At 71.6% G+C, this 24,198-nt stretch carries 28 protein-coding genes and 1 tRNA gene; 19 read left to right on the forward strand and 10 right to left on the reverse strand.

What is annotated here, in order from left to right; all coding sequences use genetic code 11:
- Position 1: 1 nt before the first annotated feature.
- The 12 genes from E4F25_RS10220 (at position 2) to E4F25_RS10275 (ending at position 9,055) form a co-directional block, all read left to right on the forward strand.
- Positions 2–988, forward strand: coding sequence for an LLM class flavin-dependent oxidoreductase (locus E4F25_RS10220; RefSeq protein WP_140910029.1), 987 nt, complete (start codon positions 2–4; stop codon positions 986–988).
- A 4-nt stretch (positions 989–992) separates the two neighbouring features.
- On the forward strand, positions 993–2,030 hold the full coding sequence (gene ruvB, locus E4F25_RS10225) for a Holliday junction branch migration DNA helicase RuvB (RefSeq protein WP_140910030.1): 1,038 nt from the start codon (positions 993–995) through the stop codon (positions 2,028–2,030).
- Positions 2,031–2,033: 3 nt separating this feature from the next.
- Positions 2,034–2,441, forward strand: coding sequence for a tol-pal system-associated acyl-CoA thioesterase (gene ybgC, locus E4F25_RS10230; protein WP_140910031.1), 408 nt, complete (start codon positions 2,034–2,036; stop codon positions 2,439–2,441).
- Between the two features lie 42 nt (positions 2,442–2,483).
- A complete protein-coding gene (gene tolQ, locus E4F25_RS10235) occupies positions 2,484–3,266 on the forward strand; it encodes a protein TolQ (protein WP_140910032.1) in 783 nt (260 codons plus the stop codon).
- 3 nt (positions 3,267–3,269) lie between these two features.
- Entirely contained in the window at positions 3,270–3,725 is a 456-nt protein-coding gene (locus E4F25_RS10240; RefSeq protein WP_246069855.1) for an ExbD/TolR family protein, read from the forward strand.
- Positions 3,722–4,678, forward strand: coding sequence for a cell envelope integrity protein TolA (locus E4F25_RS10245; RefSeq protein WP_140910033.1), 957 nt, complete (start codon positions 3,722–3,724; stop codon positions 4,676–4,678). Before E4F25_RS10240 ends, E4F25_RS10245 begins: the two co-directional genes overlap by 4 nt.
- 105 nt (positions 4,679–4,783) lie before the next feature.
- Positions 4,784–6,112, forward strand: a complete 1,329-nt coding sequence (gene tolB, locus E4F25_RS10250; protein WP_140910034.1) for a Tol-Pal system beta propeller repeat protein TolB — start codon at positions 4,784–4,786, stop codon at positions 6,110–6,112.
- A gap of 38 nt (positions 6,113–6,150) precedes the next feature.
- Positions 6,151–6,660: a peptidoglycan-associated lipoprotein Pal gene (pal, locus tag E4F25_RS10255; protein WP_140910035.1), complete on the forward strand. Its 510-nt coding sequence runs from the start codon at positions 6,151–6,153 to the stop codon at positions 6,658–6,660.
- 88 nt (positions 6,661–6,748) lie between these two features.
- On the forward strand, positions 6,749–7,543 hold the full coding sequence (ybgF, locus tag E4F25_RS10260; RefSeq protein WP_140910036.1) for a tol-pal system protein YbgF: 795 nt from the start codon (positions 6,749–6,751) through the stop codon (positions 7,541–7,543).
- Positions 7,544–7,562: 19 nt separating this feature from the next.
- Positions 7,563–8,246: a 7-carboxy-7-deazaguanine synthase QueE gene (gene queE, locus E4F25_RS10265; RefSeq protein ID WP_140910037.1), complete on the forward strand. Its 684-nt coding sequence runs from the start codon at positions 7,563–7,565 to the stop codon at positions 8,244–8,246.
- A 10-nt stretch (positions 8,247–8,256) separates the two neighbouring features.
- A complete protein-coding gene (gene queC, locus E4F25_RS10270) occupies positions 8,257–8,952 on the forward strand; it encodes a 7-cyano-7-deazaguanine synthase QueC (RefSeq protein ID WP_140910038.1) in 696 nt (231 codons plus the stop codon).
- 27 nt (positions 8,953–8,979) lie between these two features.
- A tRNA-Lys gene (locus E4F25_RS10275) sits at positions 8,980–9,055 on the forward strand.
- Between the two features lie 10 nt (positions 9,056–9,065).
- On the opposite strand, the gene E4F25_RS10280 is transcribed toward E4F25_RS10275, so the two are convergent.
- Positions 9,066–9,887 (reverse strand): kinase, encoded by an 822-nt coding sequence (locus E4F25_RS10280; protein ID WP_140910039.1) that lies wholly within the window; start codon positions 9,885–9,887, stop codon positions 9,066–9,068.
- A gap of 17 nt (positions 9,888–9,904) precedes the next feature.
- Between E4F25_RS10280 and pdxH the strand changes: the two genes are divergently transcribed.
- Together pdxH and E4F25_RS10290 are read left to right on the forward strand one after the other, a co-directional pair.
- Complete coding sequence (gene pdxH, locus E4F25_RS10285) at positions 9,905–10,516, forward strand: pyridoxamine 5'-phosphate oxidase (protein WP_140910040.1); 612 nt, start codon at positions 9,905–9,907, stop codon at positions 10,514–10,516.
- Positions 10,513–11,316 carry a cobalamin-binding protein gene (locus tag E4F25_RS10290; RefSeq protein ID WP_140910041.1) on the forward strand — a complete coding sequence of 268 codons (804 nt, stop codon included), beginning with the start codon at positions 10,513–10,515 and terminating at the stop codon, positions 11,314–11,316. The genes pdxH and E4F25_RS10290 overlap by 4 nt, the downstream gene beginning before the upstream one ends.
- 24 nt (positions 11,317–11,340) lie before the next feature.
- Here the strand turns inward: E4F25_RS10290 and E4F25_RS10295 are convergent, their stop codons facing one another.
- Genes E4F25_RS10295 through E4F25_RS10305 form a run of 3 tightly spaced genes read right to left on the reverse strand, consistent with a single transcriptional unit; the run spans position 11,341 to position 13,340 of the window.
- Positions 11,341–11,784, reverse strand: coding sequence for a DUF4426 domain-containing protein (locus tag E4F25_RS10295; RefSeq protein ID WP_140910042.1), 444 nt, complete (start codon positions 11,782–11,784; stop codon positions 11,341–11,343).
- Positions 11,785–11,793: 9 nt separating this feature from the next.
- Positions 11,794–12,618, reverse strand: a complete 825-nt coding sequence (proC, locus tag E4F25_RS10300; protein ID WP_140910043.1) for a pyrroline-5-carboxylate reductase — start codon at positions 12,616–12,618, stop codon at positions 11,794–11,796.
- Positions 12,615–13,340 carry a YggS family pyridoxal phosphate-dependent enzyme gene (locus E4F25_RS10305; protein ID WP_140910044.1) on the reverse strand — a complete coding sequence of 242 codons (726 nt, stop codon included), beginning with the start codon at positions 13,338–13,340 and terminating at the stop codon, positions 12,615–12,617. Before E4F25_RS10305 ends, proC begins: the two co-directional genes overlap by 4 nt.
- Before the next feature lie 71 nt (positions 13,341–13,411).
- Between E4F25_RS10305 and E4F25_RS10310 the strand changes: the two genes are divergently transcribed.
- Positions 13,412–14,449, forward strand: coding sequence for a type IV pilus twitching motility protein PilT (locus E4F25_RS10310; protein WP_140910045.1), 1,038 nt, complete (start codon positions 13,412–13,414; stop codon positions 14,447–14,449).
- A gap of 18 nt (positions 14,450–14,467) precedes the next feature.
- Positions 14,468–15,619, forward strand: coding sequence for a PilT/PilU family type 4a pilus ATPase (locus tag E4F25_RS10315; protein ID WP_140910046.1), 1,152 nt, complete (start codon positions 14,468–14,470; stop codon positions 15,617–15,619).
- Here E4F25_RS10315 and E4F25_RS10320 read toward each other — a convergent pair.
- Positions 15,597–16,493, reverse strand: coding sequence for a DUF72 domain-containing protein (locus E4F25_RS10320; RefSeq protein WP_140910047.1), 897 nt, complete (start codon positions 16,491–16,493; stop codon positions 15,597–15,599). The genes E4F25_RS10315 and E4F25_RS10320 overlap by 23 nt on opposite strands.
- A gap of 88 nt (positions 16,494–16,581) precedes the next feature.
- Complete coding sequence (locus tag E4F25_RS10325) at positions 16,582–18,300, reverse strand: dipeptidyl-peptidase 3 family protein (RefSeq protein ID WP_140910048.1); 1,719 nt, start codon at positions 18,298–18,300, stop codon at positions 16,582–16,584.
- A 53-nt stretch (positions 18,301–18,353) separates the two neighbouring features.
- Here E4F25_RS10325 and E4F25_RS10330 point away from each other — a divergent pair, with 53 nt between their 5' ends.
- Genes E4F25_RS10330 through E4F25_RS10340 form a run of 3 tightly spaced genes read left to right on the forward strand, consistent with a single transcriptional unit; the run spans position 18,354 to position 20,363 of the window.
- Positions 18,354–18,917, forward strand: coding sequence for a YqgE/AlgH family protein (locus E4F25_RS10330; protein WP_140910049.1), 564 nt, complete (start codon positions 18,354–18,356; stop codon positions 18,915–18,917).
- A complete protein-coding gene (ruvX, locus tag E4F25_RS10335) occupies positions 18,910–19,413 on the forward strand; it encodes a Holliday junction resolvase RuvX (RefSeq protein ID WP_140910050.1) in 504 nt (167 codons plus the stop codon). The genes E4F25_RS10330 and ruvX overlap by 8 nt, the downstream gene beginning before the upstream one ends.
- Positions 19,410–20,363 carry an aspartate carbamoyltransferase catalytic subunit gene (locus tag E4F25_RS10340; RefSeq protein ID WP_140910051.1) on the forward strand — a complete coding sequence of 318 codons (954 nt, stop codon included), beginning with the start codon at positions 19,410–19,412 and terminating at the stop codon, positions 20,361–20,363. Before ruvX ends, E4F25_RS10340 begins: the two co-directional genes overlap by 4 nt.
- On the opposite strand, the gene mgtE is transcribed toward E4F25_RS10340, so the two are convergent.
- From mgtE to E4F25_RS10360, 4 genes are all read right to left on the reverse strand, one after another.
- The gene (mgtE, locus tag E4F25_RS10345; RefSeq protein ID WP_140910052.1) at positions 20,360–21,721 is read right to left on the reverse strand and encodes a magnesium transporter; all 1,362 of its coding nucleotides are present in this window, start codon (positions 21,719–21,721) and stop codon (positions 20,360–20,362) included. The genes E4F25_RS10340 and mgtE overlap by 4 nt on opposite strands.
- A gap of 62 nt (positions 21,722–21,783) precedes the next feature.
- Positions 21,784–23,526: a phosphoenolpyruvate--protein phosphotransferase gene (gene ptsP, locus E4F25_RS10350; protein WP_140910053.1), complete on the reverse strand. Its 1,743-nt coding sequence runs from the start codon at positions 23,524–23,526 to the stop codon at positions 21,784–21,786.
- The gene (locus E4F25_RS10355) at positions 23,526–23,795 is read right to left on the reverse strand and encodes an HPr family phosphocarrier protein (RefSeq protein ID WP_140910054.1); all 270 of its coding nucleotides are present in this window, start codon (positions 23,793–23,795) and stop codon (positions 23,526–23,528) included. The genes ptsP and E4F25_RS10355 overlap by 1 nt, the downstream gene beginning before the upstream one ends.
- Before the next feature lie 12 nt (positions 23,796–23,807).
- Positions 23,808–24,197 (reverse strand): PTS sugar transporter subunit IIA, encoded by a 390-nt coding sequence (locus tag E4F25_RS10360; protein ID WP_140910055.1) that lies wholly within the window; start codon positions 24,195–24,197, stop codon positions 23,808–23,810.
- Position 24,198: the final 1 nt, after the last annotated feature.

A 24,198-nucleotide genomic window follows, 5' to 3' on the forward strand; every position in this document is an offset into this window, starting at 1 on the left:
GATGCGTTACTCGCTGCTGGACCTGGCCCCCGTTCCCGAAGGCGCCACCCCGCGCGACGCGTTCGCCAACACGCTCGATCTCGCGCGGCTGGCCGAGGCCGAGGGCTACCACCGGTTCTGGCTGGCCGAGCACCACAACATGCCCGGCATCGCCAGCGCCGCGACCGCGGTCCTGATCGGCTACGTCGCCGGCGGGACCTCGCGCATCCGGGTCGGCGCCGGCGGGATCATGCTGCCGAACCATTCGCCGCTGCAGGTCGCCGAGCAGTTCGGCACCCTGGCCTCGCTGTACCCGGACCGGATCGACCTCGGGCTCGGGCGCGCGCCGGGGACCGACCAGGCCACCGCCCGCGCGCTGCGCCGCTACTTCGACAGCGCCGAGGCCTTCCCGCAGGACGTGCAGGAACTGCTGCACTGGTTCGAGCCGGAGCAGCCGGGGCAAGCGGTGCGCGCGGTGCCCGGCGCCGGCATCGAGGTGCCGGTGTGGCTGCTCGGCTCCAGCCTGTTCAGCGCGCAGCTCGCGGCCCACCTGGGTCTGCCGTTCGCGTTCGCCTCGCATTTCGCACCGGCGGCGATGGACCAGGCGCTGGCCGTGTACCACCGCGACTTCCGGCCCTCGAAGCGGCTGCGCGAACCCTGCGCGATGCTGGCGCTCAACGTCGTCGGCGCCGACAGCGAGGCCGAAGCGCGGCGGCTGTTCACCACCCAGCAGCAGGCCTTCATCCGCCTGCGCCGCGGCGAACCGGGGCTGGTGCCGCCGCCGATCGACGATATCGAGGCCTACTGGACGCCGGCGGAGAAGGCGATGGTCGGGCAGGCGCTGGCCTGCAGCGTGCTCGGCACCGTGGATCAGCTGCGCGAGGGCATCGCCGCGTTCGTCGAGCGCCACCGGCCGGACGAGATCCTGCTGACCGGCAATGTCTTCGACCACCAGGCGCGGCTGCGCTCGTTCGCGATCGCCGCGGAGGCCTGCCGCGGCCTACCATAGGGGCATGAACGACGAGCTCCCCAGCGACCGCATCATCGCCGCCGGCGCCACCCGCGAGGACGAGGCGGTCGAGGCCTCGATCCGGCCGAAGCGGCTGGACGAGTACCTCGGCCAGCAGCCGGTGCGCGAGCAGCTCGGGATCTACATCGAGGCCGCCCGCGCCCGCGGCGAGGCCATGGACCACGTGCTGATCTTCGGCCCGCCCGGCCTCGGCAAGACCACCCTCAGCCACGTCATCGCCAACGAGCTCGGGGTCGGGCTGCGGGTGACCTCGGGGCCGGTGATCGAAAAGGCCGGCGACCTGGCCGCGCTGCTGACCAACCTGCAGCCGCACGACGTGCTGTTCATCGACGAGATCCACCGGCTGTCGCCGGCGGTGGAGGAAGTGCTGTACCCGGCGATGGAGGACTTCCAGCTCGACATCATGATCGGCGAGGGTCCGGCCGCGCGTTCGATCAAGCTCGACCTGCCGCCGTTCACCCTGGTCGGCGCGACTACCCGCGCCGGGCTGCTGACCGCGCCGCTGCGCGACCGCTTCGGCATCGTCCAGCGGCTGGAGTTCTATTCGCCCGAGGAGCTCACCCGGATCGTGCGCCGCTCCGCGCAGATCCTCGGCATCGCCTGCGAGCCGGAGGGCGCGGCCGCGATCGCGCGCCGCTCGCGCGGCACCCCGCGCATCGCCAACCGGCTGTTGCGCCGGGTCCGCGACTTCGCCCAGGTGCGCGCCGCCGGCCACATCGACGACGTCACCGCGCAGGCGGCGATGGAGATGCTGCAGGTGGACCCGCAGGGTTTCGACGAACTCGACCGGCGCCTGCTGCGCACGATCGTGGACGCCTTCGACGGCGGCCCGGTCGGGGTCGAGTCGCTGGCCGCGTCGCTGAGCGAGGAACGCGGCACGCTCGAGGACGTCATCGAGCCCTACCTGATCCAGCAGGGCTACCTGGTGCGGACGGCGCGCGGGCGTATGGCGACCCACAAGGCGTACCGCCACCTGGGCCTGAAGCCCAAGGCCGGCGCCTCCGACCTGTTCGGGTCTTAGCCTATGTTCAGCTTCCAGGTCCGCGTCTACTGGGAAGATACCGATGCCGGCGGAGTGGTCTACCACGCGCAGTACCTGGCGTTCCTGGAACGTGCGCGCAGCGAGTGGCTGCGCGCGCTGGGCCGGGGCCAGGACGCGCTGCGCAGCGAGCACGACCTGGTGTTCGCGGTGCGCGCGATGCAGGTGGACTTCCGCGCGCCGGCGCGGCTGGACGATGCGTTGCAGGTCACCTGCGCGCTGCGCGAATGCCGCCGCGCGAGCCTGGTGTTCGCGCAGGAGGTGCGCCGCGACGGCGCCCTGCTGCTCGACGCCACGGTGCGGGTGGCGGCACTGAACGCGTCCGATTTCCGGCCGCGCGCCATCCCGGAGCCCCTGCTGCGGGAACTGCAGGCCCTGCAGGGCGTCGAATAGCCGTCACACCACACACGCAAAGCCATCGAGGGAGCGACACGCATGACATTACTGGCCGCCCTGCAGAGTGCCGCCGAAGCCCTGCCGGAAGACGCACCGGCGACCGCAGCGCAGCTCGCGGCCGACGCGGCCCCCGTCGCCCAGGACGGCATCGACATGCTGCAGCTGATCCTGCACGCGAGCATCCCGGTGCAGCTGGTGATGCTGCTGCTGCTGTTCGGCTCGGTCGCCTCGTGGGTGATCATCTTCCGCAAGAAGCGCCTGCTCGACCGCGCCGAAGCCGAGGCCGACCGCTTCGAGGAGCGCTTCTGGTCCGGCGCCGAACTGTCCAAGCTGTACGCCGCCGCCACCGAGCGCAACCGCGACATCGAGGGCCTGGAGGCGATCTTCGAGGGCGGTTACCGCGAGTTCCACCGCATCCGCCAGCGCCGCGGCGTGGACGGGCGGATGCAGCTCGAGGGTGCGCAACGCGCGATGCGCGCGGCGGCCTCGCGTGAGCTCGACGGGCTCGAGCGCAACCTCGAGTTCCTCGCCAACGTCGGCTCGATCGCACCTTACGTCGGCCTGTTCGGCACGGTCTGGGGAATCATGGTCTCGTTCCAGGGCCTGGCCAACGTCAAGGAGGCGACCATCGCCACGGTCGCGCCGGGCATCTCCGAGGCGCTGATCGCGACCGCGATGGGCCTGTTCGCCGCGATCCCCGCGGTCTGGGCGTACAACCGCTTCGCCACCCGCGTGGAACGCACTTCGGTGCGCTACGACACCTTCTCCGAGGAGTTCTCCTCGATCCTGCAGCGCCAGGCCCACCTCGACGACGAGGACTGAGCCATGGCCATGACCGCGACCGGGCGCCGGATCCGCAAGCGCCGGCTCAAGGCCGACATCAACGTCGTGCCCTACATCGACGTCATGCTGGTGCTGCTGATCATCTTCATGGTCACCGCGCCGCTGCTGAATCTCGGCGTGGACGTGCAGCTGCCGCAGGTGGCGGCCGCCAGCGTCGAGCAGCCGAAGCACCAGGTGGTGGTGCAGCTCGACGCCGCCGGCGGCCTCTCGCTGATCCAGCGCGACGACCAGGGCGACACCAGCAAGGTCGCGCTGGACGAGGAGGCGCTGGTCGCGCGCGTGGCCGCGTTCCGCAACCAGGACAGCAATCTCGCGGTGTTCGTCGCCGGTGATGCGGCCGTCCCGTATGGCGAGGTGCTGCGCGTGCTGCAGCGCCTGCGCACGGACGCGAAGGTGGACAAGGCCACGCTGCTGACCCAGTCGCCGGAGCCGCAATGAGGGAAACGCGCGCCGACACCAGCCGTGCGGTGGTTGCGGCGCTGTTGCTGCACGCGCTGCTGTTCGCGCTGATGTTCGCCGGCATGTGGTGGACCCGCCGGGCCGCGCCGGTGTCGGCCGCCGGGCCGGTGATCGAGGCCGACCTCGTGGACCCGCGCGCACTGTCGGCGCCGATGCGCGCGGCCCTGGACGAGCCCGCAACGCCGCCGCCCGAACCGGTGGCCGAGCCGGAGCCGGAACCGGTGGCGCCGCCGCCGCAGCCCGAACCCGAGCCGGTGCCGCAGGACTCGCCGGTGGAGCCGCAGCCGGCCCCGCAGGAAGTGCTGCCGGAGCCGGACACCCGCCAGCAGGAGCGGGTCGCGGCGGAAGCCGAAGCCGCGCGCCGCGCCGAGCGCGAGCAGGAGGAGCGCCGCCGCCAGGAGCAGGCGGACCTGACCGAGCGCAAGCGCCAGGAAGAGGCCGAGAAGCAGCGGCGCCTGGCCGAGCAGCAGGCGAAACAGAAGGAGATCGCCGACCGGTTGGCGAAGATCCGCGCCGAACGCGAGAAGGCGGAGCGCGCCGAGCGCCTGGCCCAGCAGCGCCTGCAGCAGATCCGCGACGCCCAGGCCCGCTCGCAGGCGTCCTCGGACTCGACCGCCAGCCCACCGCCCGGCAACGATGGCACCGATCCCGACCTGCTCGCCCGCTACATCGCCGCGCTCAACGCCGCCATCGTCCAGAACTGGACCCGCCCCGAGACGGTGCCACTGGGCCAGCGCTGCAAGATCGTGATCCGGCAGGTCCCCGGCGGGACCGTGATCGATGCGGACGTCGACCCCAGCTGCCCCTACGACGACCTGGGCCGGCGCTCCATCGAGGCCGCCGTGCTCAAGGCCCAGCCGCTCCCCTATGCCGGCTTCGAGCCGGTGTTCAACCGCACCCTGATCCTCAACTTCCAGGCCGCCGACCGCTAGCCCGCGGCGCCGGTGCGCCTCCATTCATCTTTGAGAGTGCCTTCACGGCCAAGCTGTTAACACTCCTTGCTCTTGACTGAATCCGAACCAGACCCGGACGTGACGATGACCCGACTGCCGCGCGTGTCCCTCCCCGCCTTCCTGCTGCTGCTGGCGCTGCTCGTCCCGGCGGCCGCCGTCGCGCAGGAACGCGGGCTGGAGATCGACATCATCGGCGGCAATGCATCGGCGCTTCCGATCGCGGTGGTGCCGATGCCGTACCAGGGCAGCGGCGCCGCGCCGGACACCGACATCGCCTCGGTGGTCGCCTCCGACCTTGCGCGCTCGGGCCAGTTCCGCACCCTGCCGGCGCGCGACATGGTGCAGCGCCCGACCCGCGGCAGCGAGGTGGACTACCCGGCCTGGCGCCTGCTCAAGCAGGACTTCCTGGTCGTCGGGCGCGTGCTCGACGCCGGCGGCGGCAGCTACCGGGTCGAGTACGAACTGTTCGACGTAGCCAAGCAGGAGCGCCTGCTCGGCTTCGCCATGACCAGCCGCGCCGACGCCATGCGCGACGTCGCCCACCAGATCGCCGACGCCATCTACGAGAAGATCCTCGGCGTGCGCGGTGCGTTCTGGACCCGCATCGCCTACGTCACCGCCAGCGGCGTCGGCCCCGGCACCCAGTACGCGCTGATGGTGGCCGACTCCGACGGCTGGAACCCGCAGACCGTAGTGCGCTCGGGCGAACCGCTGCTGTCGCCCTCGTGGAGCCCGGACGGGCGCAAGCTGGCCTATGTCAGCTTCGAGCGCGGCAATTCCTCGATCTACATCCAGGAGATCGCCACCGGCGCGCGCGAGCTGGTCGCCAGCTTCCGCGGCATCAACGGCGCGCCGGCGTTCTCGCCGGACGGCCGCAGGCTGGCGCTGACGCTGTCGAAGTCCGGCAACCCGGAGATCTACGTGATGGACCTGGCCAGCCGCGCGCTGACCCAGGTGACCCGCCAGTTCGGCATCGACACCTCGCCCGCGTGGAGCGCCGACGGCAACACCCTCTATTTCACCTCGGACCGCGGCGGCAAGCCGCAGATCTACCAGGTGCCGGCGAGCGGCGGCAGCGCCACCCGCGTGACCTTCCAGGGCAGCTACAACGCCGACCCGGTGGTCTCGTTCGACGGCCAGAAGCTGGCGACCACCCAGGGCAGCGGCAACACCTACCGCATCGCGCTGATGGACCGCAGCCTGGGCTCGCCGCGCTGGTCCATGCTGTCGCCGGGCTCGATGGACGAGTCGCCCAGCTTCGCCCCGAATGCCAGCATGCTGCTCTACGCCGCCAAGGAAGGCGGTCGCGGCGTGCTGTATGCCGTGTCTGCCGATGCCCGCGTGCGCCAGCGACTGGTGCTCGCGGACGGCGACGTGCGCGAACCGGCCTGGGGGCCCTACCGCGCGCGCTGAGTCGTCCCCACCCACCCGCGAATTGACGAGGATTTGCCATGAATGCCACGAGTCGAGTTCTGCTGGTCGCGCTGCTCTGCACCGCGGCCGTCGCCTGCTCCAAGAAGGTCAAGGAAGCGCCGCCCGTCGCCGACACCACGCCGCCGCCGGTCACCCAGCCGGTCACCGACGACGGCCTGTACGGTCCGGAAGACCTGGATACCGACAGCTGCCTGCGCCAGCGCACCATCTACTTCGACTTCGACCAGGACACCCTGCGTCCGGAATTCCAGGCCGCGATGGCCTGCCACGCCAAGTACCTGCGTGACCGTCCGACCGCGCGCCTGACCCTCGAGGGCAATGCCGACGAGCGCGGCAGCCGCGAGTACAACCTCGGCCTGGGCGAGCGCCGTGGCAACGCGGTCTCCTCCGCGCTGCAGGCCAACGGCGGCTCCGCCGGCCAGCTGAACGTGGTCAGCTACGGCGAGGAGCGTCCGGTGTGCACGTCCTCGAGCGAGGACTGCTGGGCCCGCAACCGCCGCGTCGAGCTGAACTACAGCTCGCGCTGAGGCGCCAGGCCGGACAGTGACGGGTAAGGCAGCGGCCGTGCCGCTGCCTTACCCTTTTGTGGTCTTCAGGTTTCGACGGAGCTTTCCGATGAACGCTGGAATTCGAATCCTCGCGTTGGGCGCGGCGTTGCTGGCGCTGTCGCCGGCGGCGCTGGCGCAGCGCGCCAGCCTGGCCGAGCGGGTCGCCGCGCTGGAACAGCAGGCGGCCGCGTCGCAGGGCACCAGCGACCTGCTGCGCCAGGTGACGCTACTCAAGGACGAAGTGCAGTCGCTGCGCGGGCAGGTCGAGGAACTGCAGCACGCGCTGCAGCAGATGCAGGAAGCCTCGCGCAACCAGTACCTCGACATCGACGGCCGCCTGCTGCGGCTGGAAGGCGGCGCCCCGCCCGTGGCCGCCGGAGCGCCGCAGGCCAGCGTACCGCCGGCCCAGGCCCCCGCGGCCGACGCGGCGCCGTCCGTGCCTGCGCCGCCGCCGGCGCCGGTGCGCGTCGGCGACGCCGAGCGCGCCGCCTACGAGGCCGCCTTCGAGGTGCTGAAGGCCGGGCAGTACGACGCCTCCGCGCGCCAGTTCCAGGACTTCCTGGAGCAGTTCCCCGAGGGTGCGCTGGCCCCGAACGCGCTGTACTGGCTGGGGGAGAGCTACTACGCCACCCAGAACTACGAACTGGCGCAGGCGCAGTTCCGCGCGCTGCTGCAGCGCTACCCCACCGACCAGAAGGCTCCCGGTGCGCTGCTGAAGCTGGGGCTGTCGCAATACGGCCTCGGCCACCAGGCCGACGCCGAGTCGACCTTGGCGGAGGTAGGCCGGCGCTATCCCGGCACCGACGCCGCCCGCACCGCCTCCGACCGCCTGCGCGCGATGCAGCTGGGTGCGCTGCGCTAGGCACCGGTAAAATGCACGCATGAGCACCGTCGCCCCGCCAGCGGCCGCCGCTGCCGGGACGGCGGAACGGCTCCGCATCACCGAGATCTTCCTGTCGCTGCAGGGCGAGGCCCGCGCGGCCGGCTGGCCCAGCGTGTTCGTGCGCCTGACCGGCTGCCCGCTGCGCTGCACTTACTGCGACACCGCCTACGCGTTCCATGGCGGCGAGTGGCGGGACATCGACGGCATCGTCGCCGAGGTCCTCGGCCACGGCGTGCGCCACGTTTGCGTCACCGGCGGCGAGCCTCTGGCGCAGAAGCGCTGCCTGCTGCTGTTGCAGAGGCTGTGCGACGCCGGCCTCGAGGTGTCGCTGGAGACCTCCGGCGCGATGGACATCGCCGCGGTCGACCCGCGCGTGTCGCGGGTGCTCGACATCAAGACGCCGGGTTCGGGCGAGGTGGCGCGCAACCTGTGGTCCAACCTGCCGCTGCTCACCGCGCGCGACCAGGTGAAGTTCGTCATCTGCAACCGCGCGGACTTCGACTGGGCGGTCGGCGTGGTCGCCGGGCACCGCCTGCACGAGCGCTGCGAGGTCCTGTTCTCGCCGAGCTTCGGCGAAATCGCGCCGCGCGACCTGGCCGACTGGATCGTGGCCGGAAAGCCGCCCGTGCGCTTCCAGCTGCAGCTGCACAAGCTGCTGTGGAACGACGAACCGGGCCGCTGAGGGGACGACGATGGACGCGAGCGCGAAGAATCCCGCGGTGGTGCTGGTCTCCGGCGGCATGGACTCGGCGGTGGTGCTGGCGATCGCGCGCGAGCGCGGCTTCGCGGCGCACGCGCTGAGCGTGCGCTACGGCCAGCGCCACACCTCCGAGCTCGAGGCCGCCGACCGCGTCGCGCGCGCGCTGGGCGCGGTCGAGCACAAGACCGTGGACGTGGACCTGCGCAGCATCGGCGGTTCCGCGCTCACCGACGACATCGCCGTGCCCGAGGACAGCGACGGCCACGTGATCGGCGAGGGCATCCCGGTGACCTACGTGCCCGCGCGCAACACCATCATGCTGTCGCTGGCGCTTGGCTGGGCCGAGGTCATCGGCAGCTCGGACCTGTTCTGCGGCGTGAACGCGGTGGACTATTCCGGCTACCCGGACTGCCGCCCGGAGTTCATCGAGGCCTTCGAGCGGCTGGCGATCGTGGCCACCCGCGCCGGCGTGGAGGGCGCGGGATTCAGCGTGCACGCGCCGCTGATGCGGATGTCCAAGGCCGACATCGTGCGCGAGGGCGTGCGCCTGGGCGTGGACTTCGAGCTCACCGTGTCCTGCTACCAGGCCGACGCGCAGGGCCGCGCCTGCGGCCATTGCGACGCCTGCCGCCTGCGCGCAGACGGCTTCGCCGCGGCCGGGGTCACGGACCCGACCCGTTACCGGTAAAATCCGACCCTTGGCGCAAGCCGCAGTGGGCCGTTAGCTCAGTCGGTAGAGCATCGGACTTTTAATCCGCTGGTCGATGGTTCGAATCCATCACGGCCCACCATCTCGAACAGCTACAGGGGAGTGCGCTCGGCGTCGAGGCGGATGGTGTCGTCGGCGATGGCCGGCCAGGTCGCGAGGGCGTGGCGGCTGACGCGCTCGAAGAACTGCACGAATCGCATCACCTGGGCCTGGTCCATGGCCTTGCGGTCGGGGTGCTGCGCCTGCAGGGTCTGCTCCTGCTGCCAGCGCCAAGTCGGCACGACCTCGAAGCCGGGGCCCTGCAGGAACAGCATCCGCGGAAGCCGCTTCCACAGTTCGGGGTAGTCGTCGGCCAGCGACCGATTCACCCAACTGCGCCAGGTGCCGTCCGGATCCTCGTCGCGCTCGAGCCCATTGATCGGCTCGACCAGCTCCGCGGGCGCCTGCGGAGGCACTTTCAGGAACCAGCCCTCGAGCACCACCAGGTCGGCGTGGTGCACGGTGGGCCATTGCGATTCGGGCAGGCGGTCGTCGGCGATCTTGTCGAAGCGGGGCAGCGTCGTCGGCTTGCCGTGCGCGAGCGCATCGAGCACGGCGCAGGCCAGCGGCACGTCGTGGCTGCCGGGCGCGCCGCGCGTCGCGCACAGCGGGTGCACTTCGCGGCCCAGGCGCTGGCGCTCTGCACGACCCAGGTAGAAGTCGTCGATGGACAGCGGGACCACGGCCAAGCCGCGCTCCCGGCCCAGCTCCTCGAGCTGCAGCGACAGCGTGGACTTGCCGGTGCCCTGCAGCCCTGCGATGGCATGGACCAGCGGCCCGCCGCCCGGATCGGCGGCCGCGAGGGCCTTGTCGAGGATCGCTGAAACGAACGCCGGCGCGTAGCCGGCGGACGGGTGCTTGTTTGCGGGGGCCATCGGGCGACAATAGCGCAATGGACGAGCACGTTCCCGACCCGCTGTACGCGGAAGCGCTGGCAGAGTTCGCCCGGCTGTTCGACGAGGCCGCGGCCGCCGGAGAGCCCGACCGCACCGCGATGACGCTGGCCACCGCCACGCTGGATGCGCGTCCTTCGGCGCGCACCGTGCTGCTCAAGGCCTTCGACCCGCGCGGCTTCGTGTTCTACACCCACCTGGACGGGCGCAAGGGCCGCGAGCTGCAGGACAACCCGTACGCGGCGCTGCTGTTCCATTGGCCGCGCGTGCGCCGCGGCGTGCAGGTGCGGATCGAGGGCCGCGTGCACATGGTCCCGGACGAGGAGGCCGACGCCTACTTCGCCAGCCGTCCGCGCGGCAGCCAGATCGGCGCTTGGGCCTCGCTGCAGTCGGAGACGCTGGACGCGCGCGCAACCTTCGACGCGCGCGTGGCCGAGGCCGAGCGCCAGTTCGAGGGTCGCGACGTGCCGCGGCCGCCGCGCTGGACCGGCTTCCGCGTGCGCCCGCGCTGGATCGAGTTCTGGCACGCCGGCGAGTTCCGCCTGCACGATCGCGTGCTGTACGAGCGCGACGTCGCCGCGCACTGGTCGAAGCGGCTGCTGTACCCGTGAGCAGCGGCAACGGGCCGCGGCGCATCGTCTGCCTGACCGAGGAGCCGACCGAAGTCCTGTACGCGCTCGGCGAGCAGGACCGCATCGTCGGCATCAGCGGCTTCACCGTGCGTCCGCCGCGTGCGCGCCGCGAGAAGCCGAAGGTCAGCGCCTTCACCAGCGCCAGGATCGACGCCATCCTGGACCTGCAGCCGGACTTCGTGGTCGGCTTCTCCGACATCCAGGCCGACATCGCCGCAGAGCTGGTGCGGCGTGGCGTGGAGGTCTGGATCAGCAACCACCGCAGCGTGGACGGCATCCTCGACTACGTGCGCCGGCTGGGCGCGCTGGTCGGCGCCGCCGATCGCGCGTCGAGCTACGCCGACGAGCTCGAGCGCGGGCTGGAGGCGATCGCGGAGGAGGCGGCGGCATTGCCGCGGCGGCCGAGGGTCTACTTCGAGGAGTGGGACGAGCCGCCGATCACCGGGATCCGCTGGGTCGCCGAGTTGGTGCGCATCGCCGGCGGCGACGACATCTTCCCGGAGCGCGCGCTCGAACCGCTGGCGAAGGCGCGCATCCTCGAGGATGCGTCGGAAGTCGTGCGGCGCGCGCCCGACATCATCCTCGGCTCCTGGTGCGGCAAGAAGTTTCGCCCGGACAAGGTCGCCGCGCGGCCCGGCTGGGACGCGATCCCGGCCGTGCGCGACGGGCAGCTGCACGAAATCAAGTCGCCGATCATCCTGCAGCCAGGCCCGGCTGCGCTGACCGACGGCGTGCGCGAAATGGCCCGCATCATCCAGGCCTGGGCCAACACTCTGTAGGAGCGGCGCTGGCGCCGCGACCCCTCAGCGGAAGTCGTGGTTGAAGCGCATGCGCAGGGGCTGGCCGCCCGCGCGCCGCACTTCGATCTCGAACGACAGCGTCGCCGGGAGCTCGACCCGCAGGCTGCCGACGTGGTCCACCAGCCCGCCGGCCTCCAGCGCGTGCAGCGGGATGGCGTGGCGCCGGCCGCGCAGGTCGGTGGCAGTGGCGGTCACGGTGGCGTCCGCCGGATCCTCGGCGGGGCCCTGGCGCACCCCGACCACCAGCAGCACCCGGTCGTCGCCGCGTTCGATCCCGTAGCGGGCGGCGATCGCCTCGGACAGGGTGGAGGTCTGCATCACCGTCGCGCGGACGGTGGTGTCGCCGCGCTGCAGGACTTCCTCGTGCGGCGCGGCCGGCGGCGCATCCGGGGCGCAGCCGGCCAGCAGCGCGGCGGCGGAGAAGGCGAGAAGGGCAGTGCGGAACATGGGCGAGCCTCAGTCGTTGGCGGCCGACAGCTCGCGGCCGCGGGTAGTGGCCGCGGCGATGGCGCGGCCTACGAGCTCGCGGAAGCCGCCGGCCTCGAAGGTCTCGATCGCGGCCTGGGTGGTGCCGCCGGGGGAGGTCACGCGCCTGCGCAGCTCGGCCGCATCGGCATCCGATTCGGTCAGCATGCGCGCGGCGCCGAGGATGGTCTGCAGCACCAGCGTCCGCGCGGTGTCCTCCGCCAGGCCCTGCTCGCGGGCCGCGGCCTGCATCGCTTCGGCCAGCAGGAACACGTAGGCGGGACCGCTGCCGGAGGTGGCGGTCACCGCGTCCATGCTGGCCTCGTCCTCGATCCACACGGTCTTGCCGGCCGCGGCCAGCAGCGCTTCCGCGGCGTCGCGCCCGGCCGCGTCCACCCGCGGGTTCGCGTACAGGCCGGTGACGCCGGCGCCGAGCAGCGCCGGGGTGTTGGGCATGCAGCGCGCCACCGCGATGCCGCCGCCGAGCCACTGCTCGAGCTGGCCGGCGGTGATCCCGGCGGCGATCGACACCACCAGCGGCCGTGCCTCCTGCGCCATCGGCGCCAGCGCCTGGCATACCGTGCGCATCACCTGCGGCTTCACCGCGAACACCCAGGTCGGCGCGCCGCGCACCGCGTCCGCGTTGCCAGGGAAGGTCGCGATGCCGAAGTCGTGGTGCAGCGCCTCGCGCGAGGCCGCGGCCGGATCGGACACGCGGATCGCGTCGGCCGCGACGCCGCGCGCCAGCAAGCCGCCGACCAGGCTGCGCGCCATGTTGCCGCCGCCGATGAAGGCGACGGGGAGTGCTTGCTTCATTGTGGTGCTCCTGGGTTTTCCGGGTGCCGTCCGGACGGGCGCTCGCCGAACAGCGCGGTGCCGACGCGGACCATGGTCGCGCCTTCCTCCACCGCGATGGTCGCGTCGGCGCTCATGCCCATGGACAGGGTATCCACGCCGGGGTGGGCGTCGCGCAAGGCCTCGAACAGCGCGTGCATGCGGCGGAACGACCCGCGCCGCTGCTGCATGTCCGGCCACGGCGCCGGGATCGCCATCAGGCCGCGCAGCGCCAGGTTCGGTTCGGCCGCCACCTGTCGGGCCAGTTGCGCCATGTCCTGCGGCCGGCAGCCGTGCTTGCCGGGCTCGTCGTCGATGTTCACCTGCAGCAGCACCGCGAGCGGCCCGCGCTCGGGGTCGCGCGCTGCGCCCAGCGCCCGCGCCAGCTTCGGCCGGTCCACGGTCTGCACCCAGTCGAACAGGTTCGCCGCCTCCGCCGCCTTGTTCGACTGCAGGTGCCCGATGAGGTGCCACTCGGCGTCGAGGCCGGCCAGGGCGGCTTGCTTCGCGCGCGCTTCCTGCACGTAGTTCTCGCCGAAAAGCGGCCGCATTCCCGGGCGTTCCCGGCGCATCGCCCCTGCCAGTTCCGCGACGGCGGTCGCAGGCTGCAGCTTGCTGACCGCCAATAATCGGGGGGGCGGTCTTCCGGTCCGCCGCGCCGCGTCTTCCAGCGCCTGCAGGAGGTCGTGAAGCGTCCGTTGCATTTGTGCCTATACTGCCGCACGGAGGCCCGCCCGCACCAGCGCGGGGGCCACCTTGGCTTCAGGGGAGAAGCATGGATATCGCCGAACTTCTGGCGTTTTCGGTCAAGAACAAGGCCTCGGACCTGCACCTGTCGGCCGGGCTGCCGCCGATGATCCGGGTGGACGGCGACGTCCGCAGGATCAACATCCCGGCGCTCGACCACAAGCAGGTGCACGCGCTCGTGTACGACATCATGTCGGACAAGCAGCGCCGCGACTACGAGGAGTTCCTCGAGGTCGACTTCTCGTTCGAGATCTCCGGCCTGGCGCGCTTCCGAGTCAACGCGTTCAACCAGAACCGCGGCGCCGGCGCGGTGTTCCGCACCATTCCCTCCGAGGTGCTCACGCTCGAGCACCTGGGCTGCCCGCCGATCTTCCGGCAGCTGATCGACCAGCCGCAGGGCCTGATCCTGGTCACCGGCCCGACCGGCTCGGGCAAGTCGACCACGCTGGCGGCGATGCTCGACCACATCAACAAGAACGAGTACGGGCACATCCTCTCGGTCGAGGACCCGATCGAGTTCGTGCACACCTCGCAGAAGTGCCTGGTGAACCAGCGCGAGGTGCACCGCGACACCCACGGCTTCAGCGAGGCGCTGCGCTCGGCGCTGCGCGAGGACCCGGACTACATCCTGGTCGGCGAAATGCGCGACCTGGAGACGATCCGGCTGGCGCTGACCGCGGCCGAGACCGGCCACCTCGTGTTCGGCACCCTGCACACCTCGTCGGCGGCCAAGACCATCGACCGCATCATCGACGTGTTCCCGGCCGGCGAGAAGCCGATGGTGCGCTCGATGCTGTCGGAGTCGCTGCGCGCGGTGATCTCGCAGGCGCTGCTGAAGAAGGTCGGCGGCGGCCGCACCGCGGCGTGGGAGATCATGGTCGGCACCCCGGCCATCCGCAACCTGATCCGCGAGGACAAGGTCGCGCAGATGTATTCCGCCATCCAGACCGGCCAGCAGGCAGGCATGATGACCCTCGACCAGCACCTGCAGGACCTGGTGAAGCGTTCGGTCGTCGCCAAGCAGCAGGCCCGCGAGTACGCCAAGGACAAGCGGCTGTTCGACTGACGCCGCCGGAGCAAGGCCATGAGCACACCCAATCCCACAGGCAGCGGCATCGACTTCACTTCGTTCCTGAAGCTGATGGCGCACCAGAAAGCCTCGGACATGTTCATCACCGCCGGCATGCCGCCGTCGATGAAGGTCCACGGCAAGATCTCGCCGATCACGCAGAGCCCGCTCACGCCGCAGCAGGCGCGCGACCTGGTGCTGAACGTGATGACCCCGCCGCAGCGCGAGGAGTTCGAGCGCACCCACGAGTGCAACTTCGCGATCGGCGTTGCCGGCGTCGGCCGCTTCCGCGTCTCCTGCTTCTACCAGCGCAACCAGGTGGGCATGGTGCTGCGCCGGATCGAGACCCGGATCCCGACGGTCGAGGAGCTGAACCTGCCGCCGATCATCAAGACGCTGGCGATGACCAAGCGCGGCATCATCATCTTCGTCGGCGCCACCGGCACCGGCAAGAGCACCTCGCTCGCGGCCATGATCGGCTACCGCAACGAGAACTCGACCGGGCACATCATCACCATCGAGGACCCGATCGAGTTCGTGCACAAGCACGCCGGCTGCATCATCACCCAGCGCGAGGTCGGCATCGACACCGACAGCTGGGAGAACGCGCTGAAGAACACCCTGCGCCAGGCGCCCGACGTGATCATGATCGGCGAGGTGCGCACCCGCGAGGGCATGGACCACGCCATCGCCTTCGCCGAGACCGGCCACCTGGTGCTGTGCACGCTGCACGCCAACAACGCCAACCAGGCGATGGACCGCATCATCAACTTCTTCCCCGAGGACCGGCGCGGCCAGCTGCTGATGGACCTGTCGCTGAACCTCAAGGGCGTGGTCGCGCAGCAGCTGATCCCCACCCCGGACGGCAAGGGCCGGCGTGTGGCGATGGAGATCCTGCTGGGCACGCCGCTGGTGCAGGACTACATCCGCGACGGCGAGGTGGCCAAGCTCAAGGAAGTGATGAAGGAGTCCACCAACCTCGGCATGAAGACCTTCGACCAGAGCCTGTTCGAGCTGTACCAGGCCGGCGAGATCTCCTACGAGGATGCGCTGCGCTACGCCGACTCCGCCAACGAGGTGCGCCTGCGCATCAAGCTCGCCCAGGGCGGCGACGCGCACTCGCTGTCGGCCGGGCTCGACGGCGTCAGCCTGTCCGAGACGAAATAGCGGGCCACCCGGCCCGCGCGTCCTCGCCGCGGGCCCCGACGGGTCGCACCGGAACGTCGTCGGCCAGGCCGAGCCGCTGCATCAGCGCCAGCGCGTCGAAGGGCGCGTGCACCTTGGCGTCGTTGTCGAAGTAGCAGTAGACGTCGCCGTCGCCGGCCCAGCGCCGGATCTTCCTTTCCCACCGCGCCAGCGCCGACGCGGAGTAGCCGCTCACGTACAGCTGCTCGTCGCCGTGCAGGCGCAGGTACATGAAGCCGGCGGTGCGCTGCTCGAAGCGCGGGAACTTGCCGGCGCTGTCGGCGACCACCAGCGCGATGCCGTGGCGACGCAGCAGGGCCAGCGCCTCGCGGCTTGCGAAGCTCTCGTGGCGCGGCTCCAGTGCGTGCCGCAGCGGCCGCACGGCATCGATCGCCAGCGCGCTGCGCCCGCGCATCAGCGCCACGTCGCGCCGGCGTGCGAGCGCCAGCGCCTCGCCGGTGTCGCGGGGCAGGGCGGCGAGGAACGCGTCCAGGCGTGCGGCGTCGAAGGCCATGTTCGGCGGCAACTGCCAGAGGACCGGCCCCAGCCGGTCGCCCAGGCGCAGCAGTCCGGACGCGAGGAAGTTGGCGAGCGGCCGCTCGAACTCGCGCAGGCGCCGCATGTGCGTCAGGTAGCGCGGCCCCTTGACCGCGAACACGAACCCATCCGGAGTCGCGTCGCGCCAGGACTGCCAGCTCTTCGGCGACTGCAGCGAGTAGAACGAGCCGTTGATCTCGACGCTGCCGAAGCGCCGGGCCGCGTACTCGAGCTCGCAGCGTTGCGGCAGCCCCTCGGGGTAGAACACCCCGCGCCACGGCGCGTAGCGCCAACCGGAGATGCCGATGCGGATCGCCATGCGGCGATCCTGGACCAATGCCTGTAAACGGGCTGTGGGAGCGGCCCTTGGCCGCGATCGCGCGCAAGGCGCGCTCCCACAATGAAGCTCAGGGCGCTTCGAGGCCCAGCACGTCCAGCCCCTGCTCGAAGCGCACGTCGATCGGGATGCCGGCGGCCTCGAGCTTGGCGAGGTCCGCGGCGAGTTCATCGCCGATCACGCCCAGCTCGTCCGTCAGCGCCTTGGCCGCGGCATGGTCGCCATCGCCCTGGATGGTGAGCAGCTTGCGGCTGAGCGCTTCGATCGCGGCTTGCATCTTCTCGAAGTCCACCCGGTACTTGCCGCTTTCCGGGTCGCGGCTGAAGGCGCCCTGTTCGGCGAAGAAGTTGAAGCGCACCATGTTCGCGCGCGCATGCGCGTCGGCGGCGCCGAAGCGCACCGAGCGCAGGATCCCGGCGAGGAAGGTGACGTAGTTGTCCATCAGCTTCGATGCGTCGAGCTCGCCCTTGTCCGCCAGCGCGCCGACCATGTACAGCCCGAGCACGTCGGCCTTGCCTTCCTCGAAGCTGGAGGCCTGGTCCTTGAGCGCCTCGGAGACGGTGCCCTTGCCGTCCAGGGTGTTCTTGATGCCGAGGCCGTGCGCGACCTCGTGGAACATGGTGTTCTGGAAGAACGCGTCGAAGGTGACGTTGTCGAGCTGTTCCTCGACGATGAGCTGCTGCGCGATCGGCACCATGATGGTGTCGAACTTCGCTTTCATCACGTTCTCGAGCTGCAGCCGGCGCGTGCCCTTGGCCAGCTGCACCTGCTCGTCGTTGGGCAGGTTGATGGCGATGGTCTTGGCCCCGACGTTGGCGTTGCCGCCGTAGTACACCGCCTCGTACGCGCCCAGGTCGGCGTTGGAGCCGGGCATCTCTGCCTTGTACTTCGCGTCCACCGGGAGCCCGCGCTGCAGTTCCGGCAGGAAGCGGGCGAAGCGCGCCAGCCGCGCGCTCCACTCCTGGTCCTTGATCAGCACCAGGCCCTCGTAGGCGGCCTTGTAGCCGAACAGCTGGTCGTCGTAGCTCTCGATCGGGCCGATGACCACGTCCACGGCGTTGCCCTTCATGTCCATCCACGCCATGTCGCTGGGCCGGAAGTCGTCGTCCAGCAGCGCGTCGGCACGCATCGCCAGGTAGTTGGCGAAATCCTCGTCCTCGCTCAGCTCCGCGGCTTCGCGCAGGTAGCCGGCTGCGCGCTCGAGCTCGGCCTTGTAGGCCACGTGGTAGGGCACGGTGACCAGGTTGCCGGCGTCGTCGCGGCGCAGCAGCGTGTACCACGACGCCTTGTCCGCCAGGTCCGCGGCCTCGAACTCGGCCTTGTCCATGTCGGCCGGGTAGAACACCCCGCCCGGCGGGCGCGGGCCGATGCCCGGCAGCATCGGCGCGTCGCCGTTGAGCCGGTCCCAGGGGCCGAAGTTGAGCTCGATCCAGTCGCGCGTGGCGGTATCCGGCGCGCGCGCCAGCAGCACCTCGCGGTCGCCGTCCCAGGACTGCTTCCAGTAGATCTCGTCCATCACCTGGCTGGCGCGGACGAGCAGGGCGATCATGCGCTTGCCGTCGTCGTCGAAGGCCGACAGGTCGGCCTCGAGCGGCACGGTGGCGTAGTCGCCGGCGTGCTGCACGCCGTAGCTCGCCGCGGGAGCGGGCGCCTCCTCGCTCGGCGGGGCGCCGGCGTCGCCCGCGGGCGTGCCGGTGGCGGCCGGTTCGCCGCCGCGCTGGCAGCCTGCCAGCGCCAGCGCGACGAGCGCGGCCAGCAACAGGGGGCGGGACGGGCGGATGGCGTGCATGGCGGCTCCGGCGAAGGCGGGGCTGCCATCCTAGCGCAGGCTAGAATGGCGCCATGGAAGCCCCGCAGACCCTCGCCGGGCAGTTGCTGATCGCGCTGCCGGCCCTGTCCGATCCGAACTTCGCGCGCAGCGTGACCCTCATCTGCCAGCACGACGCCGACGGCGCCATGGGCGTGGTGGTCAACCGGCCTTCGGAGTACACCCTGGGCGAGGTGTTCCGGCAGATGGGCATCGAGAGCGCGGACGAGGCGCTGAACGCGCGCCAGGTGGTGGCCGGTGGGCCGGTGCATCCGGAGCGCGGCTTCGTGCTGCACGACGGCGACCGCGGCTGGGACTCCAGCCTGGCGATCGGCGACGGCCTCTACGTCACCACCTCGCGCGACGTGCTCGAGGCGCTGGCGCGCGGCGAAGGCCCGGACTCGGCGATGGTCGCGCTGGGCTGCGCCGGCTGGGGCGCCGGCCAGCTCGAGCACGAGCTGCGCGAGAACAGCTGGCTGACCGCGCCCGCCGATGCCGAACTCCTGTTCGGGCTGCCGCTGGAGGCGCGTTGGCAGGGTGCCGCGGGCCGGATCGGCGTGGACATGTCGCGCATGGCCGATTACGCCGGCCATGCCTGAGCCCGGCACGCCGGAGGCACGGACGGTGCCGGACATCCGGCGCGACGGCACCGTGCTCGGTTTCGACGTCGGCGCGCGTCGCATCGGCGTCGCCGTCGGCAGCGCGTTCGGCCACGGCGCGCGCGCGCTGGCGGTGGTGGACGTGCACGCGCAAGGCCCGGACTGGGCCGCGATCGACCAGCTCCAGCGCGAGTGGCGCCCTGACGGACTCGTGGTCGGCGACCCGATGACCCTGGACGGCGGCGACCAGCCGATCCGGCGCAAGGCACGCGCCTTCGCGACCGCGCTGCACGCGCGCTACGCGCTGCCGGTGGTGCTGGTGGACGAGCGCTCCAGTTCGATCGAGGCCGCGCAGCGCTTCGCCGCCGAGCGCGCGCAGGGCCGCAAGCGCCGCCGCGACGCCGCGGCGCTCGACGCCGTCGCCGCCGCCGTGATCGTCGAACGCTGGCTGGCCGCGCCCCAGGACGCCATTCCCGTCACTTCCGCCACCCCATGACCGAACAGACCGACGACAGCGGCCGCCTGCGCCACCTGCTGACCCTGGAAGGCCTGCCGCGCGCCACCATCGCGCGCCTGCTCGACCGCGCCCGGGCGCTGCTGCCCGACGCCCACGGTGGCACCGCGTTGCGCGGCATCCTGGCCGGGAGGGCGGTGTGCACGCTGTTCTTCGAACCGTCCACCCGCACGCGCTCCAGCTTCCAGCTCGCCGCCACCCGGCTCGGCGCGGACGTGGTGGACTTCAACGCCGCGAGCTCTTCGGCCAGGAAGGGCGAGTCGGACGTGGACACCCTGCGCACGCTCGAGGCGATGGGCGTGCACGCGTTCGTGGTCCGGCACGCGGAGGACGGCGCCGTGGCCGAACTGGCCGCCGCGGCCGGCCCCGGCACCGCGCTGGTCAACGCCGGCGACGGCCGCAACGCGCACCCGACCCAGGGCCTGCTGGACATGCTGGCCCTGCGCCAGGCCAAGGGCGACGACTTCTCGCGGCTGAAGGTGCTGATCGTCGGCGACGTCCGCCACTCGCGCGTGGCGCGCTCCGACCTGCATGCGCTGCGCGCGCTGGGCGCCGGCGAGATCCGCGTGTGCGGACCGCAATCGTTGCTCCCGGACCCGGTGGTCACTGCGGGATGCGTGGTGACCACCGACCTGGACGCTGCGCTGGACGGGGTGGACGCGGTGATGATGCTGCGCCTGCAGCGCGAGCGCATGGTCGGCGGGCTGGTGCCCTCGCTGGAGCAGTACCACCGCGACTACGGGCTGACGACACGGCGCCTGCGCGCCGCCGCCGACGGTGCCGTGGTGCTGCACCCGGGACCGATGAACCGCGGCGTGGAAATCGATGCCGAGGTCGCCGACGGTCCGCAGTCGCTGGTCCTGCGCCAGGTCGCCAACGGCGTGGCGGTGCGGATGGCGGTGCTGGAGGAAGTGCTCGGCGCGGCTGGCTAGCGCAGCAGCACCAGCGTCGCCAGCCCGAGGAAGCTCAGGAAGCCGACCACGTCGGTCACCGTGGTGAGGATCACGCCGCCGGCCAGGGCCGGGTCGTAGCCCATGCGCTTGAGCGCGAGCGGCACCAGCACCCCGGCCAGCGCGGCCGCGCAGAAGGTGATGGTCAGCGCGGCGCCGATGACCAGCGCCAGGCCCCAGCTGTGGAACCAGGCCAGCGCGACCACCCCGACCACCGTGCCGAGCATCGCGCCGTTGAGCAGCGCGACCCGGATCTCCTTCCACAGCAGCACGCGCGCGTTGCTGGAGCCGACCTGGCCCAGCGCGAGGCCGCGCACCATCAGCGCCAGCACCTGGGTGCCGGCGTTGCCGCCCATGCCGGCCACGATCGGCATCAGCACCGCCAGCGCGACCAGCTGTTCCAGCGAGGCCTCGAACTGGCCGACCACGCTGGCGGCGAGGAAGGCGGTGACCAGGTTCACCGCCAGCCACACCACGCGTCCGCGCACCGCGCGCCGCACCGGGCTGAACAGGTCCTCGTCCTCGTCCAGGCCGGCGGCGCCCAGCGCCTGGTGCTCGGCCTGCTCGCGGATGATGTCGACCACGTCGTCGATGGTGATGCGGCCGAGCAGGATGTTGTTGTCGTCCACCACCGGCGCCGAGATCCAGTCGTGGTCGGAGAACTGGCGCGCGACTTCCTCGGCCGACTCGCCGACGTCGATCGCCGGCTGCTCGTCGTCGAGCAGCGCGTTGATCGGGGTGTTGGCCTCGTGGGTCAGCAGCGCCTGCAGCGCGATCCGGCCCAGGTACTGGTGGCGACGGCTGACCACGTACAGGTGGTCGGTGTGGTCGGGGAGCTCGCCGCGCAGGCGCAGGTAGCGCAGCACCACGTCCACGGTGGTGTCGGTGCGCACCGTCACCACGTCCGGGTTCATCAGGCGGCCGGCGGTGTCCTCGGGATAGGACAGCACCTGCTCGAGGCGCTCGCGGTTCTCCCGGTCCATCGACTTGAGCACTTCGTCGATGACGGTGCCGGGCAGGTCCTCGACCAGGTCGGCGAGGTCGTCGATGTCGAGGTCCTCGACCGCGGCGACGATCTCGTCCGGGTCCATGTCCGCGATCAGGCCCTCGCGGACCTCGTCGCCGACGTGCAGCAGCACCTCGCCGTCGTCCTCGGTGTCGACCAGGCCCCAGACCACCGTGCGCTGGCCGGGCGGGAGCGATTCGAGCAGGTTGCCGATCTCCGCCGGCGACAGCGTGTTGACCAGGCGCTTGACCGGGCCCAGCCGGCCGCTGTCGAGCGCGTCCGACAGCAGTCGCAGCTGGCGCGCGGTCTTGTCGTGGCGGACGGCTTCGGCCATGGGGCGTCCCTTTGCGGGGGTTGGCGCGTCGCAGCCACGGGGGCGCGACAGGGGTTACGCGTTCATCGCGCCATTATCGCCTCTTTATCGTCATTGGGCAGCACCTTGTGCATCCATGCCTCGATGCCGGCGCGGTCGCGTGCGCGCAGCAGGCCCGGCAGGCGTGCGCGCAGCCGGCCCAGGTCGCAGCCGCGGACGGCGCGCCGGACCTCGAGCAGGGTGCCCGGATGCATGCTCAGTTCTTCCATGCCAAGCGCCAGCAACAGCGGCACGAAGGCGGCGTCGCCCGCGATCTCGCCACACACCGCCACCGGCTTGCCGCGCTCGCGGGCGGTGCGCGCGACCATCGCCAGCAGGCGCAGCACCGCCGGGTGCAGCGGCGAATACAACTCGCCGAGCGCGTCGTTGTTGCGGTCCGCCGCCAGCAGGTACTGCACCAGGTCGTTGGTGCCGACCGAGAGGAAGTCGAGCTCGCCGATGAAGCCGGGCAGGGCCAGCGCCGCCGCCGGCACCTCGATCATCGCGCCGACCGGGATCTCGTCGGCGACCGGCTGCCCGGCGTCGCGCAGCTCCCGGCGCACGCGTTCGAGGCGCGCGCGGGCCTCCAGCACCTCCTCGCGCCCGGACACCATCGGCAGCAGCAGCCGGACCGGCCCGTAGCCGGACGCGCGCGCGATCGCGCGCAGCTGGGTCTCGAACAGCCCGGGCCGGCGCAGCGACAGGCGCACGCCGCGCACGCCCATGGCCGGGTTGGGTTCGTTGTCGAGCACAAGGCCGCTGCGGTCGGCCTTGTCCGCGCCCAGGTCCAGGGTGCGGATGGTGACCGTGCGGCCGGTCATGCCGAGCACGAGGTCGCGGTAGGCGCGGAACTGGCGCTCCTCGTCGGGCAGTTCGCGGTTCTCCAGGAACAGGAACTCGGTGCGGTACAGGCCGACGCCGGCGGCGCCCAGCGCGTGCGCCTCGGCCACGTCCTCGCGGGATTCGGCGTTGGCCCACAGCCTGATGTCGACGCCATCGAGCGTGCGCGAGGGCACGCGCCGCAGCCGCCGCAGCTGCCTACGCTCGCGGGCCTGGTCGCGCAGGCGCGCGCGGTGCGCGCGCAGGTCGGCGGCGTCCGGTTCCAGCACCACGGTGCCGGTGGCGCCGTCCACCACCAGCACGTCGCCGTCGTTCACCTTCTGCAGCGCCATGGCGGCGCCGACCACCAGCGGCAGGTGCAGGCTGCGCGCCAGGATCGCGCTGTGCGAGAGCGGGCTGCCGCCGGTGGTGACCACCGCCATCACGCCCTGGCCCTGGAGCTGCGCGAGCTCGGCCGGGGCGACGTTGTCGGTGACCAGGATCTCGCCGGCGACACCGCCCACGCCCGTGGGGTCGCGGTGCAGCGCGGCGTGGATGCGGCCGATGACCTGGTCGATATCGTCGATGCGGCTGCGCAGGTAGTCGTCGTCCATGTCCGCGAACACGCCGGCGATGCGCTCGCGCTGCAGGCGCAGGGCATAGTCGGCGGAATAGCGCTCCTCGCGGATCAGGGCATCGAGGCCTTGCAGCAGCTCCGGATCGTCGAGCAGCAGCGCGTGCAGGTCGAGGAACTCGCCGGCCTCGTGGGCGAGGGCGCCCTGCAGGCGCTCGCGCAGGGCCTGCATCTCCAGGCGCACGATGCGGATCGCCTCGTGCAGCCGGGCCAGTTCGGCTTCGGCGTCCTCGACCCGTTCCTCGACGATCTCCAGCACGTGAGGCATGCGCACCCGCGCGCGTCCCAGCGCGCTGCCGCGCGCGGCGCCCTGCCCGTGCAGTTCGCGCCGCATCACTCGTCCTCGTCGAAGCGCCGCTCGAACAATGCCGCCACTGCCTCGGCGGCCGCGGCCTCGTCCTCCCCCTCCACCCGCAGCAGCACCGGGGTGCCGTTGCCCGCGGCCAGCAGCATGACTCCCATGATGCTCTTGGCGTTGACGTCCCGCCCGCGCGCCGACAGCGTCGCGTTGCAGCGGTAGCCGGACAGCAGCTGCACCAGCTTGGCGGTGGCCCGCGCATGCAGCCCGAGCCGGTTCGAGACCAGTAGTTCGCGTTCGATCACGTGCGCCAGACCTCAGCCATCGTCATGCACCACTCCGTTGCGTGCGCCCGCGGCGGCCACCGCGGGCAGTTCCTCCAGGCCGAGCTCGGCGTAGTTCATCACCCGCAGCAGCATCGGCAGGCTCAGCGCCGAGACCCGGCGCACCGGCGTTCCCAGGTGCGCGAGCTTCGCCGCCAGGTTGCTGGGCGTCGCCCCGTACAGGTCGGTCAGCACCAGCACGCCGTCGCCGCCATCCACCCGTCGCAGCGCCGCGCTGGCCTGCGGCAGCAGGCGCTCGGGATCGTCGTCGAAGGCGATCTCGAAGGCTTCCGCCTTCAGCGGCAGGTTGCGCAGCAGCTTCTCGGCCACCGACAGCAGCGCGCTGCCGATGCCCTTGTGCGTGACCAGCAGCACGCCGACCACG

Origin of the sequence: Cognatiluteimonas lumbrici, from assembly GCF_006476065.1 — a bacterium.
Classification (GTDB): domain Bacteria; phylum Pseudomonadota; class Gammaproteobacteria; order Xanthomonadales; family Xanthomonadaceae; genus Cognatiluteimonas; species Cognatiluteimonas lumbrici.